Below are 16,790 nucleotides of genomic sequence, written 5' to 3' on the forward strand. Positions count from 1 at the left end.
CCGGCCCGGTGCCATCAAGCCGCCACCGGGGTCTCCCATGTCGCGGCCGCTGCGGCGCTCTCGTCCTGTCGCAGGTTGCACGCGTCGAAATGCGCCTTGAGCTCGACTTCGGCGAGATATTCGAAATGTTCAGCTTGGCCGAGGAGTTGCCAGTTCTGGAGCGGCCGGTAGGCCGCCTGCTGACGACAGAGGGACGCCAGCGCCCGGTAGCGACGTACGTTCTCCATGAGACCCTCCCTCGCACTTACAGAGCTTATTGCTCTGATTTGCGTCAGGCCGATGGCGGCTATGCGAAAGATTTGCTGCACCCGTCCTCACGCCCGGTCCCGCCTGATTGTTAGGAAATATATCTCCGGGCCAAAGTTCCAAATGATGTCGAATGACGCCCGGAACGCCGCACGCTGCAGCGGCTAGGCGTAGCGCCGTCGCTCCACGGTTACGCCGACCAGATCGAGGTAGCGCTCGATGAGGTCGGGCCGGCCGACCAGATAGCCCTGCATCTCCTCGCAGGCCTCGCGCGCCAGGAAGGCACGCTGCGCTTCCGTTTCCACCCCTTCGGCGATGACCGGGATCTTCAGCGCGTGCGCGAGGCTCAAGACCGCGCGAACGATCTCGGCCGATTGCGGCTTCGTCTCCAGATTGGAGATGAAACTGCGGTCGATCTTGATCTTGTCGAACGGGAACGACTGCAGATAGGACAGCGACGAATAGCCGGTGCCGAAATCGTCCATCGCGATGCGGATGCCGAGCGCCTTCAACCGCCGCAGCAGATTGAGCGCGCGGGTGAAATCCCCGATCAGCACCCCCTCGGTGATCTCGACCTCGAGTCGCGTCGGCGTAAGCCCCGTCTCCAGCAGGATCTGGTGGATCGAACGTTCGAGATCCCCCGCCTGGAACTGAACCGGCGACAAATTGACGGCGACCTGGAGCGGCCGCGGCCAGGATGCCGCCTCGCGACATGCTTCGCGCAAGACCCACTCGCCGATCTCGACGATCAGCCCGTTCTCCTCGGCGAGCGGAATGAACTGGTCCGGCGGCACGAAGCCACGTGTCGGATGGTTCCAGCGCAGCAGAGCCTCGAAGCCGATGACCTCGCCATCCACCCGCGCCTGCGGCTGGAAGTAGACCAGGAACTGGTTTTGCTCCAGCGCCTGCCGCAGATCGTGCTGCAACAACCTGCGGTCGCGCAGCTCCTGGTCCATCTCGGATTCGAAGCAGCGGACCCGCCCCCTGCCCTCGCGCTTGGCGCGATAGAGAGCTGAATCGGCATTGGCGAGCAGCGTGGCGGCGCTCACGCCGTCATCAGGATAAAACGCGATGCCAACGCTGAGGCCGACATGAAGAAGATAGTCGTCGACCTCGAGCTCCTTGCCGATCGTCTCGACCAGACGTTCGGCGAGTCCCAGAACTGTCTCGCGGCTGATGTCGTCAGGCATCAGGATCATGAACTCGTCGCCGCCGATACGGGCGACGAAGGCACCGTCGGCCTCCGCGGCAAATCGGTCCGCCGCCGTCCGCATCAGCATGTCGCCGACGGGATGGCCGAACACGTCGTTGACCTCCTTGAAGCGGTCGAGGTCGAGGCTGAGCACGGCAAAGCTGGTCGCCGTCTCTTGCGCCCGCTCCAGCCGCTCGTCGAGCGCGGCGTTGAAGGCACTGCGGTTCGGCAGGTCGGTCAAGGCATCATGATGCGCGAGATGGCTGATCCGCGCCTCGTTCGTGATCCTCTCGGTGACATCCTCGATCACGCCGACCAGATATTGCGGCGCGCCATTGCCGTCCCTGATCAGCAGCTTGCGCGAATTGACCAGGCGATCGCGGCCATTGACGCCGGCTTCGAGCCGATGGCCTTCTAGGAGCAGCGGCGTGCCGCTGTCGACCACGCGGCGATCCTGCTCGTTGACGACGCGGGCGATATTGTCCGGGAATATCTCTTGCGGAGTCCTGCCCAGCATCGCCTCGCGCTTCATGCCGTAATATTCTTCGCCGGCACGGTTGAGCAGGACATAACGGGAGTCCTTCGCATCCTTGGCGAACACCGCGATCGGAATGTTCTCGATGATGCTGTCGAGAAACTCGCGCGCCCGCAGCAGATCATGCTCGGCGCGCTTGTGCGTCTGTTCGAGCTCCTCGATCATCAGCTTGATCGCACGATCGGTGCGACGGCGATCGCGGTCGCTCTCCTCATAGGCCGCGCTGACGAGCTCGCCGAGCCTGGTCAGATCGACCTGTCCGGACTCGTCCGTCGACTGGCGAATCTGTCTTGCGATCAGCCGATGCATGGTCAAGCCGCGGCCTCCGCGATGACAGTGACGGTCATGGTCTGGTTATGCAGTTCGCAGCGGCCGGATGCGGCCGGCGGGGCGATCTCGCCGTAGGAGTAGAATCCGATCCGAACGACGTCCTCGCCGAGCTCGGCGGCGACTGCATCCAGCTCGTCCTGCGTGCGCTGCCCCATCACCCTGCGACGGCCGGTGCAGCTCACCAGGATCGCAAGCTTGTCGCCGGCAACGCCTTCCGCGAGTGCGTTGCGCGCCTGCCTGCCGGCTTCGCCGGCGCCGGCGGCGAGGCTGTCGAAATTGGCGCGCATCAATTGCGCGGTACATCCTTCCGGAATGTCGGCGGCGAAGGTCAGGGTGCGGGCATTGCGATCCACCGCAAACACTGAGCGCACGATCTGCCGATCCGGCTCGGCATCGTCGTGAATGCGCAAGGGGAATTCGAGGCCCGAGCCCGGCATGGCTGCGGCCTCCTCCTCACCGAGATAGCGGGTATAGAGGTCAAGTGACGGCTCTCCGTCGAGCTGCATCACCACGGATCCTTCCGACCGCGTGACTTTCCGGCGCGGACCGAACACGTCCCAACCGCCGGCACAGCCATGCGCAAAGCGGAAGGACGCGCCGTAGAAGCCGATCGCGGCGACGAGATTCGGCGCAGGCACGCCATCGACCCCGACCAGGGTCTGTTCGAACTTGGTCGCATCGGCCGCCAGACCACCCGTGACGGTCAAATCCGGTCTCACGATCCCGTTGATGCCGGCAACCAGCTCGTTGCCATTCACCACCAGCCCGTCGGACAGAACGAAGAGGCCTGCCAGATCAGGAGCCGTCAGCTGCCTGGCGAGGCGCTCGCCGCAGGCGCGCGAGCCGTCGCGGGACGCAACGACCTCGCTCGCAAGCCGCACCTGTGTACGCTCGAAATGCAGGGCAACGGCAACGACTTCGTCGTCACTGATATCATCGCCATGGATCTGCCCGCCCGCGCTACAGCCGACGATATGGCCGTCCGGATAGAGGTCACGAAGTTCGCGATAGCGCTCGCCGCTAGCCAGTCCATCGCGGCTGCCGAAATAGAGCACGAGCTGAGCAGGCTCGCACAGGGCATCCGCTCCGCGCCAGCCATGGGCAGCATTCCAGTGAAGATATTGAATCTGCATCCCACACACTCTGCAGTTCTTGAACCACAGATTGTGGAGCGGCGCATTGCGTCGTCGTTAATCGCGTGCGTACTTCGACACCGTTGGTTACCCCGGCATGAAAGGCATTGCCGAGTCGTTGCTGGTTCTCCGTAAGACTCCGGGAAAAATGCCGGTTCCCGAGCCATCGATGTCCGATGCGCAATCGCCCGATGCCGCTGCCCGTAATCTACCGGATGCGCGCGCCTTCGCCGAGGCGCATCGGCTGCATGGCATTATTTCGCCGCTTCGGAGCCCGGCCCGTCTCGGCAGCGATGCGAATTGCCCCGATGTTAGCGGCATAGTCGGCAACGCTCTTGCCGCGAAACACCGCGGAACCCGCCACCAGCGTATCGGCGCCCGCTGCCGCCACGGCGGCGGCATTGTCGCGCGTGATACCGCCATCGACCTCGAGCCGGATCGGCCGATCGCCGATCATAACTCTGATCCGTTCGATCTTCTCGAGCTGGGACTCGAGGAAGGACTGGCCGCCAAATCCTGGATTGACCGTCATCACCAGCACGAGATCGACGCGGTCGAGCACATAGGCGATCGCGCTCTCCGGAGTGGCCGGACACAGGCTGACGCCGGCCTTCTTGCCGAGCGCGCGGATCGCCTGAAGCGAGCGGTCGAGATGGGCGCCGGCTTCGGCATGGACGGTGATGATATCGGCTCCGGCCTTCGCGAACGCCTCGAGGTAGGGATCGGCAGGCGCGATCATGAGATGAACGTCGAAGATCTTCGTGGTCATCGGCCGGATCGCCTTGATGACGTCGGCACCGAAGCTGATGTTCGGCACGAAGTGTCCGTCCATGACGTCGCAATGGATCCAATCGGCGCCGGCCGCGTCGATTGCCGCGACCTCCTCGCCGAGGCGCGCGAAGTCCGCAGCCAGGATCGAAGGAGCGATCATGATCTCTCTGGTCATGGCTTTGCACTCCGCGCGTCAGTGCCGCCGCTGAAGACGCGGCTCGCCAGGACGTCCATGGGATCGATGGTCTCGAGGTCCGCAACATCGAGCATGCGATCGAGATCTGACACCAGGCGATCGGCCTGCCGCAGCCGGATGCGGTCGACGGCGTTGCGGATCGAGCGCGCGTTGGAGAAGAACGGCTGCGTCCGGCGCAGCGCGATGTACTTCTCGAAGGCGTCTCGCGCCGCAGCCGAGAAGCGATAGCCGCGTTCCTTCAACATCAGCTCGGCAATGACCAGCAGCTCGGCCTCGGCATAATCGGGGAATTCGATGTGATGGGCGATGCGCGAGCGGAAGCCGGGGTTGGAGGCGAAAAAGCTCGTCATGCGCTCGCCGTAGCCGGCAAGGATCACGACGAGATCCTCGCGCTGGTTCTCCATCACCTGGAGCAGGATCTCGATCGCCTCCTGACCGTAGTCTCTCTCGTTGTCGGGGCGATGCAGATAATAGGCTTCGTCGATGAACAGCACGCCGCCCATCGCCTTCTTCAAGATCTCCTTCGTCTTCGGCGCGGTGTGGCCGATATATTGGCCGACGAGATCGTCGCGCGTCACCGAGATCACCTGCCCGCGCCGCACGAAGCCGAGACCGTGCAGGATTTTTGCCATGCGCAGCGCCACGGTGGTCTTGCCGGTCCCAGGGTTACCGGTGAAGGACATGTGCAGCGTCGGCGGCGCAGAGGCCAATCCAGCGCGCTGCCGGATACGTTCGATCAGCAGCAGCGAGGCGATCTGGCGCACGCGGCTCTTCACCGGCTTCAATCCGACCAGCTCCTGCCCGAGCTGCTGCAGCGTGCCGGTGATCCCGGCCGCTTCGGCCTCCTTGCGAAGATCGAAATGGGTCTCGTTGTGTTCGGTCGTCGTTGCGTGGGGCACATCGAGCATCGGAGCCTCGAAAAAAGGGCTTCGCCGCGAGGGAGGCGGCGAAGCAGTTGGTCCGCCAAGGATGCGGAGCAGGGAGAGCTCCGCGCGGAAGCGGATGGTTAAGTCGACGCGTGCGCGGCCTGCCGGCGCACAGTGGTGTAACGGATCGCGCGGCCGCCGACCTCCTGTCGCACCAGCTCGAGCTCCGCCTCTCGCGGCGGCCGGTTGACGAGGAAGGAGATCCGGACCGATTCCCAGCCATGGCTGGAATCGAAGCCGCTGATCCGGATGTAGCGATCGCCATAGACCCTGCGGCATTCGGCGAGCTCCATCATCACGCCGGCGGCATCCTGGAGGTCGAACATCGGCAGGCCCCACATTTCCCAATAGGTGTTGCGCGGATGCGGGTCCTCAGTGAACTCGATGTTCACCGCCCAACCGTTGGCGAGGCAGTATTGCACCTGGCTATAGATCTGGTCGTCGGTCAGAGCGGGCAGGTATGAGAAACAACCCTGGGTCAGCTTCATGTCGATCTCCTCAGACGGTTTCCAGCGCCGTCGGCACGAAGTCCGGCGTGTCGGTGGATTGATAGTTGAAGGTGACGTCCTTCCAGACCTCGAGCGCGGCCTTCAGCGGCGTGCAGGTCTCGGCTGCCTTAGCCAGGATCTCCGGACCCTCGTGGACGTAGTCGCGGCCCTCGTTGCGGGCGAGGATCATCGCCTCCAGCGCCACGCGGTTGGCGGTCGCGCCGGCGGCAATACCCATGGGATGGCCGATGGTGCCGCCGCCGAATTGCAGCACGACGTCTTCGCCTAGGAGATCGAGCAGCTGATGCATCTGGCCGGCATGGATGCCGCCGGAGGCGACCGGCATCATCTTGTTCAGGCTCGCCCAGTGCTGGTCGAAGAACAGGCCATGCTCGAGCTTGGTCGGGTTGAAGTCCTCGCGGCAGACGTCGTAGTAGCCGCGCGTGGTGTTGGGGTCGCCTTCGAGCTTGCCGACCACCGTGCCGGCATGAATGTGGTCGACGCCGGCGAGCCGCATCCACTTCGCGATGACGCGGAACGACACGCCATGGCTCTTCTGCCGCGTATAGGTCGAATGGCCGGCACGGTGCAGATGCAGGATCATGTCGTTGCGCCGCGCCCATTTGGCCATCGACTGGATCGCGGTGTAGCCGATCACGAGGTCGATCATGACGATGCACGACCCGAGCTCCTTGGCGAACTCGGCACGCTCGTACATATCCTCCATCGTCCCTGCGGTAACGTTCAGGTACGTGCCCTTCACCTCGCCGGAGGCCGCCTGTGCGCGGTTCACCGCCTCCATGCAATAGAGGAATCGGTCGCGCCAATGCATGAAGGGCTGCGAGTTGATGTTCTCGTCGTCCTTGGTGAAATCGAGCCCCCCTTTCAGCGCCTCGTAGACGACGCGGCCGTAATTGCGGCCCGACAGCCCGAGCTTGGGCTTAACCGTCGCGCCGAGTAGCGGCCGGCCGAACTTGTCGAGGCGTTCGCGTTCGACCACGATGCCGGTCGCCGGTCCCTGGAACGTCTTCACGTAGGCAACCGGGAAGCGCATGTCCTCCAGACGCAGCGCCTTCAGCGGCTTGAAGCCGAACACGTTGCCGATGATCGAGGCCGACAGGTTCGCGATCGAGCCCGGCTCGAACAGGTCGAGATCATAGGCGATGTAGGCGAAGTACGAACCCGGCGAGCCCGGGACCGGATCGACGCGATAGCACTTGGCGCGATATTTCTCGGCCGCCGTCAGGCGGTCGGTCCACACCACCGTCCAGGTCGCGGTCGAGGATTCTCCGGCCACCGCAGCAGAGGCCTCGATAGGGTCGACGCCCTCCTGCGGCGTGACGCGAAACAGCGCGATGACGTCGGTGTCCTTCGGCGTGTAGTCGGGCTCCCAATAGCCCATGCGCTTGTATTCCATCACGCCGGAGCGATAGCGCTCTTTGCCGCGGACCGTGCCTGCATGTGCGTTCATGTCTCTCTCCTGCTCTTTTCTCTGCTCTTTCGGATTGACTAGGCCGCAACGGGTGCGCGGGCATCGATACGCGGATCGAGCTCGCCGGCGCGGTAGCGCCGCGCCATCTCGCTCAACGGAACAACCTTGATCTTGCTGGCGTGACCTGCGGTGCCGAACTGCTCGAAACGCTCGCGGCAGAGCTGGCGCATCGCATCCATCGCGGGCTTGAGAAACTTGCGCGGATCGAACTCGCTGCGGCTCTGCGCGGCGACCTTGCGGAATACGGCGGTCATCGCGAGGCGGCAGTCGGTGTCGATATTGACCTTGCGCACGCCGCTTCGGATGCCGCGGACGATTTCCTCGACCGGGACGCCCCATGTCTGAGGCATCTCGCCGCCGAACTGGTTGAACATGTCCTGCAACGGCTGCGGCACCGAGGAGGAGCCGTGCATGACGAGATGCGTGTTCGGCAGGCGGCGGTGGATCTCCTCGACCACCCGCATCGCGAGGATGTCGCCGTCCGGCTTGCGGCTGAACTTGTAGGCGCCATGCGAAGTGCCCATCGCGATGGCGAGCGCATCGACCTTGGTGGCGCGAACGAAGTCGACCGCCTGGTCGGGATCGGTCAGGAGCTGGTCGTGACTGACCTTGCCTTCAACGCCGTGACCGTCTTCCTGTTCGCCGCCGCCATGTTCGAGCGAGCCAAGCACGCCGAGCTCGCCTTCGACGGAAGCGCCGACCCAGTGCGCGAGATCGACGACGCGGCGGGTGATCGCAACATTGTACTCGTAGTCGGCCGCCGTCTTGGCATCGGCTTTGAGCGAGCCGTCCATCATGACCGACGTGAAGCCGTGAGCGATGGCGGACGCGCAGGTCGCTTCATCGTTGCCGTGATCCTGATGCATGCAGAGCGGGATATCCGGATAGGTCCGCTCCAGCGCGTCGATCATGTGCGAGAGCATGAGATCGCCGGCATAGCTGCGCGCGCCGCGCGAGGCCTGCATGATGACGGGCGCGTCGACCTCGGCCGCTGCCTGCATGATCGCGATGCCCTGCTCCATGTTGTTGATGTTGAATGCCGGCACCGCGTAGCCATGAGACGCGGCGTGATCGAGCAATTGGCGAAGGGTGATACGGGCCAAGGGTCGTCCTCCTTATTGGCTCTTGCGGGCGATCGCCCGGCGGGCCGCCTCTGCAATGCTTTGTGGGGTGATGCCGAATTCGCGGTAGAGCACCGGCGCCGGCGCGGAGGCCCCGAAGCCGCGCATGCCGACGAACTCGCCGTCGGCGCCGATCCAGCGATGCCAGTCGCCGGCGACGGCCGCCTCGATGCCGACGCGCGGCGCGTTGCCGAGCACGGTGGCGCGGTAATCATCCGGCTGCTCCTCGAACAGAGCGAAGCAAGGCGCGGAGACCACGGCTGCCCGGATGTGCTCGGTTGCGAGCAAGCGGGCCGCTTCCAGTGCGATCGACACTTCCGAGCCGGTTGCGATCAGCGTCACGTCGCGGCCGCCATCCGGCGAGACGACGAGATAGGCACCACGCGCGACGCGGTTCTTGCCGCGGGCATCGCTGCGGAAGGTCGGCAACGCCTGCCGCGACAGGCACAGCACGGACGGACGGTTTTCGGAGCTGAGTGCGCAGTCCCAGGCCTCCAGCGTCTCCACCGCGTCGGCAGGACGGAACACCAGGAGATTCGGGATCACCCGCAGCGCGGCAAGGTGTTCGACCGGCTGGTGCGTCGGGCCGTCCTCGCCGAGGCCGATGGAGTCGTGCGTCATCACATGAATGACGCGCAGCCGCATCAGCGCCGCAAGGCGGATCGCCGGCCGACTGTAATCGGAGAACGCGAGGAACGTGCCGCCATAAGGGATGAAGCCGCCATGCAGCGCGAGGCCGTTCATCGCAGCGGCCATACCGTGCTCGCGAATGCCGTAGTGAATGTAGTCACCGCCGAATGCGCCGCTCTTGACCGGCGCCTGCGCCTTGGCATGCGTCAGGTTCGAGTGCGTCAGATCCGCTGAGCCGCCGACGAGACCGGGGATGGTCCCGGCGATGCCGTCGAGCACCTGTTGCGAGGCCTGCCGCGTCGCCAGCTTCGGACGCTCACTGGCAAAGCGCTCGCGCAATTTCGCAGCGGCCAGCGCATAGGCGCCCGGCAAGGCAACCGCCTTGCCCTCGACGAACATGTCGCGCTGCTCCGGCGTTGCGCCTTCGTAGCGATCGAGCCAGGCGAGCCGATCGACTTGCCCGCGCTGCCCGATCATCCGCCACGCTTTGAGGATCGGGAGCGGCACCACGAAGGGCTGATAGTCCCAGCCGAGCGTCCGGCGCGCCGCCGCCGTCTGTTCGGTGCCGAGCGGTGCGCCATGTGCCTTCTCGGTGCCTTGCCGGCCCGGCGCGCCGTAGCCGATGATGGTGCGGCAGGCGATCAGCGACGGCTTTGCGGTCTCCCGCTCCTCCGCAATCGCCTGCGCAACAGCCTCGGGATCGTGCCCGTCGACGCGGCGCACCGACCAGCCGGAGGCGGCGAAACGGGCGAGCTGGTCGTCCGATGTCGCGAGCGACGTCGGCCCGTCGATGGAGATGCCGTTGTCGTCGAACAGCACGATCAGCCGGCCGAGCCCGAGATGGCCGGCCAGCGAGATCGCCTCCTGGCTGATACCTTCCATCAGACAGCCATCGCCGGCGATCACATAGGTGAAGTGATCGACGAGGCCGTCGCCATGCCGCGCATTGGCCATCCGCTCGGCGAGCGCCATGCCGACCGCGGTCGCGATCCCCTGCCCCAGCGGTCCCGTTGTGGTCTCCACGCCAGGCGTGTGGCCGTATTCGGGGTGGCCCGGCGTCTTCGAGCCCCATTGCCTGAAAGCCTTGATGTCGTCGAGGCTGACGTCGCCGCCGGTCAGATACAGCAGCGCGTAGAGCAGCATCGAGCCATGGCCCGCCGACAGCACGAAGCGATCGCGGTCCGGCCAGTTGGGATGCGCCGAGTCGAATTTCAGGAAGCGCGAGAATAGCACGGTGGCAACGTCCGCCATGCCCATCGGCAGGCCGGGGTGACCCGACTGCGAGGTCTCGATGGCGTCGACCGCGAGGAAGCGGACGGCGTTGGCGAGATCGTTGTGCGCGATCGCCGTGAGGTCGGCTTCGGCGTGGACGGAGATGTTCATCGGATTCTCTCCTCGTTCACTTCAGGCTGCGCTTGCGCTCGATCAGTTGCATGATCAGCGGCGTCAGGATCAGCTGCATCGCCAGATCGAGCTTCGCGCCGGGGCAGACGATCGAATTCGCGCGCGACATCCAGCTCTGCGGCAGCATCGAGAGCAGATAGGGGAAATCGATGCCGCGCGGGTTCTTGAAGCGGATCACCACCATGGATTCGTCCGGCGTCGGGATCCAGCGCGCCACGAACGGGTTGGATGTGTCCACCGTCGGCACGCGCTGGAAATTGATGTCGGTCTCGGTGAATTGCGGGCAGATGTAGTGGATGTAGTCGGGCATCCGCCGCAGGATGGTGTCGGTGACCGCCTCGGTCGAATAACCGCGCGCGCTGCGGTCGCGGTGCAGCTTCTGAATCCATTCGAGATTGATGACGGGCACGACGCCGATCTTGAGATCGGCATAGCGCGCGACATTGACCTTATCGGTGACGACGGCGCCGTGCAGGCCTTCGTAGAACAACAGGTCGGAGTTCTCCGGCAGCTGCTTCCAGTCGGTGAAAGTACCGGGCGCCGTGCCGTGCAGCGCGGATTCCTCGGCGTCGTGAACATAGTGCCGGGTCACCGCCGTACCGGTCTCGCCGTAGTCGCGGAACGCGCGCTCCAGCTCCTCGAACAGGTTGGTCTCGGGACTGAAATGGCTGAAATGCTTGTTGCCGCGCTCGGCCTCTTTCGCCATCTGCGCGCGCATCTCGGCGCGGTCGTAGCGGTGGAAGGCGTCGCCTTCGATGTAGGCGGCGTTGACCTTCTCGCGGAAAAAAATCTGCTCGAAAGTCTTCTTGACCGAGGTGGTGCCGGCGCCGGAGGAGCCTGTGATGGAGATGATCGGATGCTTCCTGGACATGGGACGCCTCGCTCAGAGCCGGAAGAATCCGCGCCGCGCGAACAGCGGCGCAGAGACGCTGGCGACCAGCAGTGGATCGCAATGCAGCTCCTCGACGCGCCGCACCTCGTTGCTCGAGCCCATGATCAGGGGCACGCGCTGATGCAGGCTCTGCGCGGAGAGGTCGAGGATGCGCTCGCGGCCGGTCGAGGCCGAGCCGCCGGCCTGCTCGATGATCATCGCCATCGGGTGCGCCTCGTAGGCCAGGCGCAGGCGGCCGTCGCCGTAGCCTGCGCGCGCGTCCGAGGGATAGAGGAAGATGCCGCCACGGGTGAGGATGCGATAAGCCTCGGCGACCAGCGAGCCGACCCAGCGCATATTGAAATCATGGTTGGCGGGCCCTTCGACGCCGGCGAGACATTCGTCGATGAAGGCGCGCACCGGCGGATCCCAGTGCCGGCGATTGGAAGCGTTGATCGCAAACTCCTCGCAGGCTTCGACGATCTGCACGCCGCTGCGCGCGAGACGGAAGCAGCCGGCCTTGCGGTCGAGCGTGAAGATGTCGACGCCCTCGCCGAGCGTCAGCACCAGCGAAGTCTGCGGACCGTAGGTGACGAAGCCCGCCGCAAGCTGCGCCGAGCCGCGCTGATGGAAGGCAAGCGAGAGATCGTCTGGGGCGGGCAGGATCGAGAAGATCGTGCCGACCGTCATGTTGATGTCGATGTTGGAAGAGCCGTCGAGCGGATCGATCGCGATGCAGATCTTTGCCGCGCGATCGACGACCTGGGCCTCGCGCATCTCTTCCGAGGCGAGCGCGGCGATCGGCAGCTTGCTGAGGCAGCGGCGCAGGATCGCATCCGCCTGCACATCGAGATCGCGCTGGATGTCGCCGTCGCTGTTGCGCCCCGTCGTCAGGCCGGAGGCGTCCGCGAAATCGCCTGACGCGATGAGGTCGGCGATCTCGATGGCCGCCGCCGCGATGGCATCGACAGCGGCCGCCACGGCCAGCGCGTGCGGCGCGGTCTCAGAATACCGTTGAAGGTGATCGTCCAGCCTGAGTTGCCCGGTCATCTGCGTCCATCCCCTCTGCCGGCGCCGCCTCCGATTGCCTCCCCGCTGGAGGTCGGTGCGATCAGTCCCGGCATCAGGAGATTGACAGCGGTGACTTAATAAGGAAAATTTCTATTCATAATGAGCATCAAAGAATTTTCTTATAATGGCCCTGGCCATGCAGCGGCGCAGCTCCGGCATCTGACCATCCGGCAGCTGCGCTCTCTTGCGGCGCTTGCGGCCAAGGGCAGCGTGACGGCCGCCTCCGGCCATCTCGGGCTGACCCAGCCGGCCGTGACACAGCAACTCCGGCAGCTTCAGGACCTCGCCGGCCTGCCGCTGGTGCAGCGGACCGGCGACGGCATGCTCCTGACCGAGGCCGGCAAGGAGGTCCTGGCGCTGGCGGAGCGGGTCGAGGCCGCCATCATGGACTGCCAGGGCGCGCTCGACCTGCTCGCGGGGCGGACCGGCGGCACCGTGCAACTCGGCGCGGTCTCGACCGCGAAATATTTCGTGCCGCATGCGATCGCGGCGTTCTCCAAGCGCTATCCCAAGATCGAGATCAAGCTGACCATCGGCAATCGCGAGGAGATCCGCGAGGCCATGCACGGCTACGATCTCGATTTCGCGGTGATGGGTCGGCCACCGGCCGACGTCACCGTCGATGTCCGCCAGCTCGGGCGCAATCCGCACATCATCGTCGCGCGCAAGGGGCACTGGCTGGAAAAGGATTCCGGCCTCAACCTGACCGACCTCGTGCACGAGACCTTCCTCACCCGCGAGCCCGGCTCGGGCACGCGGACGCTGATGGAGGGCATGTTCCAGAAGTCCGATCTCGAGCCGATCATCGGCATGGAGATGAGCAGCAACGAGACCATCAAGCAGGCGGTGATTGCCGGGCTCGGCATCGCCTTCATCTCGGCCCACACGGTGGCGCACGAGCTCGCGGAGGGCCGGCTCGTCGTGCTCGACGTCGCGGGCCTGCCGATCGTCCGGCAATGGTACGTGATCCGCCGCAGCGACAAGGTGCTGCTGCCGCCGGCGCAGGCGATGTTCGATTTTCTGGGCTCGGAGGGATCGAACTATCTGCCCGACGTGCCCGAGCTCGGCGGACGATAGTCCGCCGAGCTCAGCTCATCAGCTTCATGAGGATGGTGGCCGCCAGGATCACGATGATCTGGAGCAGGCGCTCCGTCGTGAAGATGCGGTTGAATGTGGTCATCATTTGCCCCGGCCGTCGTGAAGGAGATTTCGCTCGGCCCGTTGCTAGCACAGAAGGGCGCGGCGACAACTCCGTAATCGCCCCGTGGGCGATCGCGCCTGCGGCGGGCCGGCTCGCGGCCGCGCAGGTCGTTAACGATCAGGCCGCGAGCGAAGCGGCGTAGTCCACGCGCGTGGCGAAATAGGCTTCCAGCTCCGACAGCGCGCGCGCCTCCCAATCCCTCGCCTGCTCGAGCAACGACCAGCTCTGGCCCGGGCGGAATGCGGCGGTCTGGCGATAGAGCGATGCAATGCCGCGATAGCGGCGCACGTTCGCCAGGATGGCTTGACCGTTGATCTGGCCGTTCATGTCCGAAAACTCCCTCGTCATTCCCGGGGGAGAAACTGCGGCCAAATCTTTTTCGAAAAGTTAGCGGCGCGCGGCAAGCTCGCGAATGGTTGCCGGACTGTTGCGGGCCCGCAACGCGCAGCGTGGGGCCAACAAGAACTATTGCGGATTCGTTGCTGCGCTCTCGCCCGGGGACTTCAATCCGCCGCGGCTGACGATCGCCATCGTCTCGCGACAGAGATCGGCAAGGCCGATCAAGAGCACGGCAAGCAGGCAGAACAGGTTGATGGAATCCGCATTCGCGCTGGATAATGGCATGAACTGGAAGAACGGCGGAATGAACGCCCACCACACCAGGGGAATGGTGAGCAGCGCGGCGACCACCGCCGCCGGGGCGCCCGCGACGAGTCCGAGCACGAACAGGCTGGGCAGGAACGCGGCGAAATAGAGCTTTGCGCCGAGCGCGACACAGATGCCTTGGACCGCAGCCGACACCGCAACAACGATGAATCCGAGCAGAAACGCCCGCCACGACCATGGCCGTACCCGCGGTACGCCAAACAGCCCAGCACGCCTCATCAGTCTCCCCCTGCCGCCCGTTAACCGGGTCCAGTTGCGACCAAAGTACTACAGCCGCGGCAAAACCGCGAGGTGGAAATTGCATCGGGACGGGATTGGTAAACGAACCGCATCGTACAATGCCGGACATCCTGCAGGCCGGTGGCGCGCGCCTGTCCCGGACAAACCGGGTGCGCGCAGGGCGCGGCCTGATGACAGGCTCCGCGAAGCAATCCAGAATCCCTCCGCAGTGACAGTCTGGATTGCTTCGTCGCAAGGGCTCCTCGCAATGACGGGAGCAAGGGGCGTCGGCATCACCCTCCAACTCGCGCCTCGGCTTGCAGACACACCTTCCCGATCTCGCGGCTCAATTCACCCGAGCTTTGCTTCGTCGCTTCGCCCTCTGAAAGTCAAGAGGGCGCAGGGAAGGCCGGGTGCCGGCTCGCACCCGCGGTCCGCCGCGCGAAAGGCACGCGCAGGAAGAACCGCACAGCAGCATACAGGTGAAGCCCAACACACGGCCTTCCCTGCGCGGTGGTCGGACGGCTTATGCCGTGCTCTCCCGGGAGCCGAGTTCGTTCTGGCCTCCCTCGCCGTTCGAATTGGTGATGCCGTCCACCCGGTCGGGCTCGCGCGCATCTTCGATCCGGCTTGACCGTAGCAACGACGGCCAGGACCACACGTCTATATTTTGATGGCCGGTGAAAGGTCCTGAAAGAAACAAACCCCTTTAAACGAAGGGGTTTTCCACTACCATCCCTCATCGGCTTTCAGCGACTTTCGCCAAAATCAGGGCCCGGCCCTAAGGCGTTCAGCGTCCGCACGACAAACTGAAAACCTCAAAGCCGAGCCCTCTGGTCTCAAGCCTCAGGAGCCGAAACCACATGAATACTACCATTGTCGCCACCCTCGCAGGCAAGCGGGGTCGGAAGGCCAGCGTCATCTTGACCGACCGCATGTGCGAGAAACGGGTGACCGAACGCACGAAAATCTACGACCGTAAATGCCCCGGCCTTTATGTCAGCATCACCACGGCCGGTGTTGCGACCTTCTCCTTCAAGTTCACCGACCGACAGACGGGCAAACAGCGCACCGGCTGGCTCGGGGTCTACAATCCCGAGACCTTTACGGTTGAGGACGCCCGCAGCAGGGTCTACGGCCTCAAGGGCAAGAGCGGCGAGGCACTCGCCGAGACATTCCGCGACCGAAAGACGGGTCAATTGAAGCGGGGCAAGACGGTCAATGAGATCATCGAGGAGCGAATCGAGTGGATGAAGACCCCGGTCCGGAAGCCGGATGGCGAAATGCGCCCTCGTCTGGAAAGCTGGGAGAACACCGCCAGCCACCTGCGCCGGTTCCTCAGCCCCCGCCTCGGCAAGAGGCTGGCCATGGAGGTCACCAAGCACGACATCGCCACGCTCTCGAACGACATCGTGGCAGGCAGGCACGGAGGAAAGCCCTCCGTCAGCAATGCGCGGCACATGCGCAAAGCAGCCTCGGGCCTGTTCAACTGGGCGGCTGAAGCAGGCCGCGATTACGTGACCGCCAGCCCCTGCATCAACCTGCCCAAGCTGGACCCCGAGCATCCCCGCACCCGCGTCCTCTCAGAGGACGAAATCAGGATTTTCTGGCACGGCCTCGACCGCAACGACCTGCCGTGGGACCGGAAGACCCGCCTCGCACTCAAATTCGAGTTGGTAACCATGCTCCGGTCGAGCGAATTGCTCGGTGCGCATCGGAGTGAATTGTTCGATCTCGACGGCGATTATCCGCGCTTCGATGTGCCACTCAAGCGAGTCAAGAAGCGACGGGTGATCCAGCAGCCGCTCTCCGATTTAGCAGTCGAGCTCATCAAAGAGGCGCTGATCTCCGAAGATCAGCAGTTCGTCTTTGAAAGCCCGATCTACGCTGGCCAGCCCATCCACCGCAAAGCCATGGCTGCCGCCCTGCGGGGCACCAAACACGAGAAGAACAAGAACAAGACCAAGACGCCGGGGCTCTGCGAGCTACTGGGCCTGAAGCCGTTCACACCGCACGACTTGCGCAGGACGGCGGCGACATTGGCGGGCGATCTCGGCTTCGACGATGCCGCCATCGCAAAGTGCCTCGACCATGCTGTCAGTAGGAAGGGTGATGTGATCGTGCCGACCGTTACCGGCAAGGTCTACAATCACTCCAACCGCATGAAGGAGAAGCGTGCATTGCTGAACGCGGTCGCGACCGAATTACGTCGAATTGTGGGTAAGCCAAGCGATAACCTCGACCAGCACAGTCAACTTCGACTCGTTGCCTAATCGTGTGTCCGCTTCTTCCTACCTA

The 16,790-nt window shown here is 64.5% G+C and carries 15 protein-coding genes; 2 read left to right on the forward strand and 13 right to left on the reverse strand.

From position 1 onward, the window contains the following. Positions 1 to 14 precede the first annotated feature (14 nt). The 11 genes from P6U31_RS26880 to P6U31_RS26930 all read right to left on the reverse strand — a co-directional run bounded on the left by P6U31_RS26880 (position 15) and on the right by P6U31_RS26930 (position 12,385). Positions 15 to 227 (reverse strand): hypothetical protein, encoded by a 213-nt coding sequence (locus P6U31_RS26880; RefSeq protein WP_407184767.1) that lies wholly within the window; start codon positions 225 to 227, stop codon positions 15 to 17. Between the two features lie 183 nt (positions 228 to 410). Then, positions 411 to 2,282, reverse strand: coding sequence for a putative bifunctional diguanylate cyclase/phosphodiesterase (locus P6U31_RS26885; RefSeq protein ID WP_407189954.1), 1,872 nt, complete (start codon positions 2,280 to 2,282; stop codon positions 411 to 413). Between the two features lie 2 nt (positions 2,283 to 2,284). Next, positions 2,285 to 3,436: an FIST signal transduction protein gene (locus P6U31_RS26890; RefSeq protein ID WP_407184768.1), complete on the reverse strand. Its 1,152-nt coding sequence runs from the start codon at positions 3,434 to 3,436 to the stop codon at positions 2,285 to 2,287. A gap of 208 nt (positions 3,437 to 3,644) precedes the next feature. Beyond that, a complete protein-coding gene (gene rpe, locus P6U31_RS26895; protein ID WP_407184769.1) occupies positions 3,645 to 4,382 on the reverse strand; it encodes a ribulose-phosphate 3-epimerase in 738 nt (245 codons plus the stop codon). After that, entirely contained in the window at positions 4,379 to 5,311 is a 933-nt protein-coding gene (gene cbbX / locus P6U31_RS26900) for a CbbX protein (RefSeq protein WP_407184770.1), read from the reverse strand. Before cbbX ends, rpe begins: the two co-directional genes overlap by 4 nt. 98 nt (positions 5,312 to 5,409) lie before the next feature. Beyond that, positions 5,410 to 5,817: a ribulose bisphosphate carboxylase small subunit gene (locus P6U31_RS26905; protein ID WP_407184771.1), complete on the reverse strand. Its 408-nt coding sequence runs from the start codon at positions 5,815 to 5,817 to the stop codon at positions 5,410 to 5,412. Positions 5,818 to 5,827: 10 nt separating this feature from the next. After that, on the reverse strand, positions 5,828 to 7,288 hold the full coding sequence (locus tag P6U31_RS26910) for a form I ribulose bisphosphate carboxylase large subunit (protein ID WP_407184772.1): 1,461 nt from the start codon (positions 7,286 to 7,288) through the stop codon (positions 5,828 to 5,830). A gap of 38 nt (positions 7,289 to 7,326) precedes the next feature. Continuing rightward, a complete protein-coding gene (gene fba / locus P6U31_RS26915; RefSeq protein ID WP_407184773.1) occupies positions 7,327 to 8,412 on the reverse strand; it encodes a class II fructose-bisphosphate aldolase in 1,086 nt (361 codons plus the stop codon). A 12-nt stretch (positions 8,413 to 8,424) separates the two neighbouring features. Continuing rightward, positions 8,425 to 10,443 carry a transketolase gene (gene tkt, locus P6U31_RS26920; protein WP_407184774.1) on the reverse strand — a complete coding sequence of 673 codons (2,019 nt, stop codon included), beginning with the start codon at positions 10,441 to 10,443 and terminating at the stop codon, positions 8,425 to 8,427. 16 nt (positions 10,444 to 10,459) lie between these two features. Further along, positions 10,460 to 11,335: a phosphoribulokinase gene (locus P6U31_RS26925; protein ID WP_407184775.1), complete on the reverse strand. Its 876-nt coding sequence runs from the start codon at positions 11,333 to 11,335 to the stop codon at positions 10,460 to 10,462. Between the two features lie 12 nt (positions 11,336 to 11,347). Beyond that, positions 11,348 to 12,385: a class 1 fructose-bisphosphatase gene (locus P6U31_RS26930; RefSeq protein WP_407184776.1), complete on the reverse strand. Its 1,038-nt coding sequence runs from the start codon at positions 12,383 to 12,385 to the stop codon at positions 11,348 to 11,350. A gap of 120 nt (positions 12,386 to 12,505) precedes the next feature. On the opposite strand from P6U31_RS26930, the gene P6U31_RS26935 reads away from it, so the two are divergent. Next, entirely contained in the window at positions 12,506 to 13,483 is a 978-nt protein-coding gene (locus P6U31_RS26935) for a LysR family transcriptional regulator (RefSeq protein ID WP_407184777.1), read from the forward strand. A 241-nt stretch (positions 13,484 to 13,724) separates the two neighbouring features. Here the strand turns inward: P6U31_RS26935 and P6U31_RS26940 are convergent, their stop codons facing one another. Further along, on the reverse strand, positions 13,725 to 13,934 hold the full coding sequence (locus P6U31_RS26940; protein ID WP_407184778.1) for a hypothetical protein: 210 nt from the start codon (positions 13,932 to 13,934) through the stop codon (positions 13,725 to 13,727). A gap of 138 nt (positions 13,935 to 14,072) precedes the next feature. Then, positions 14,073 to 14,492 carry a DUF4118 domain-containing protein gene (locus P6U31_RS26945; RefSeq protein ID WP_407184779.1) on the reverse strand — a complete coding sequence of 140 codons (420 nt, stop codon included), beginning with the start codon at positions 14,490 to 14,492 and terminating at the stop codon, positions 14,073 to 14,075. Positions 14,493 to 15,355: 863 nt separating this feature from the next. Between P6U31_RS26945 and P6U31_RS26950 the strand changes: the two genes are divergently transcribed. Beyond that, the gene (locus P6U31_RS26950) at positions 15,356 to 16,765 is read left to right on the forward strand and encodes a tyrosine-type recombinase/integrase (RefSeq protein WP_407184780.1); all 1,410 of its coding nucleotides are present in this window, start codon (positions 15,356 to 15,358) and stop codon (positions 16,763 to 16,765) included. Positions 16,766 to 16,790 lie beyond the last annotated feature (25 nt).

The sequence above is a fragment of the Bradyrhizobium centrosematis genome (assembly GCF_045571495.1).
GTDB lineage: Bacteria > Pseudomonadota > Alphaproteobacteria > Rhizobiales > Xanthobacteraceae > Bradyrhizobium > Bradyrhizobium centrosematis.

Coding starts and splice junctions, on each gene's coding strand:
- P6U31_RS26880 (WP_407184767.1), bottom strand. CDS start 227: ATGGAGAACGTACGTCGCTACCGGGCGCTGGCGTCCCTCTGTCGTCAG.
- P6U31_RS26885 (WP_407189954.1), bottom strand. CDS start 2,282: ATGCATCGGCTGATCGCAAGACAGATTCGCCAGTCGACGGACGAGTCC.
- P6U31_RS26890 (WP_407184768.1), bottom strand. CDS start 3,436: ATGCAGATTCAATATCTTCACTGGAATGCTGCCCATGGCTGGCGCGGA.
- rpe (WP_407184769.1), bottom strand. CDS start 4,382: ATGACCAGAGAGATCATGATCGCTCCTTCGATCCTGGCTGCGGACTTC.
- cbbX (WP_407184770.1), bottom strand. CDS start 5,311: ATGCTCGATGTGCCCCACGCAACGACGACCGAACACAACGAGACCCAT.
- P6U31_RS26905 (WP_407184771.1), bottom strand. CDS start 5,817: ATGAAGCTGACCCAGGGTTGTTTCTCATACCTGCCCGCTCTGACCGAC.
- P6U31_RS26910 (WP_407184772.1), bottom strand. CDS start 7,288: ATGAACGCACATGCAGGCACGGTCCGCGGCAAAGAGCGCTATCGCTCC.
- tkt (WP_407184774.1), bottom strand. CDS start 10,443: ATGAACATCTCCGTCCACGCCGAAGCCGACCTCACGGCGATCGCGCAC.
- P6U31_RS26925 (WP_407184775.1), bottom strand. CDS start 11,335: ATGTCCAGGAAGCATCCGATCATCTCCATCACAGGCTCCTCCGGCGCC.
- P6U31_RS26930 (WP_407184776.1), bottom strand. CDS start 12,385: ATGACCGGGCAACTCAGGCTGGACGATCACCTTCAACGGTATTCTGAG.
- P6U31_RS26935 (WP_407184777.1), top strand. CDS start 12,506: ATGAGCATCAAAGAATTTTCTTATAATGGCCCTGGCCATGCAGCGGCG.
- P6U31_RS26940 (WP_407184778.1), bottom strand. CDS start 13,934: ATGAACGGCCAGATCAACGGTCAAGCCATCCTGGCGAACGTGCGCCGC.
- P6U31_RS26945 (WP_407184779.1), bottom strand. CDS start 14,492: ATGAGGCGTGCTGGGCTGTTTGGCGTACCGCGGGTACGGCCATGGTCG.
- P6U31_RS26950 (WP_407184780.1), top strand. CDS start 15,356: ATGAATACTACCATTGTCGCCACCCTCGCAGGCAAGCGGGGTCGGAAG.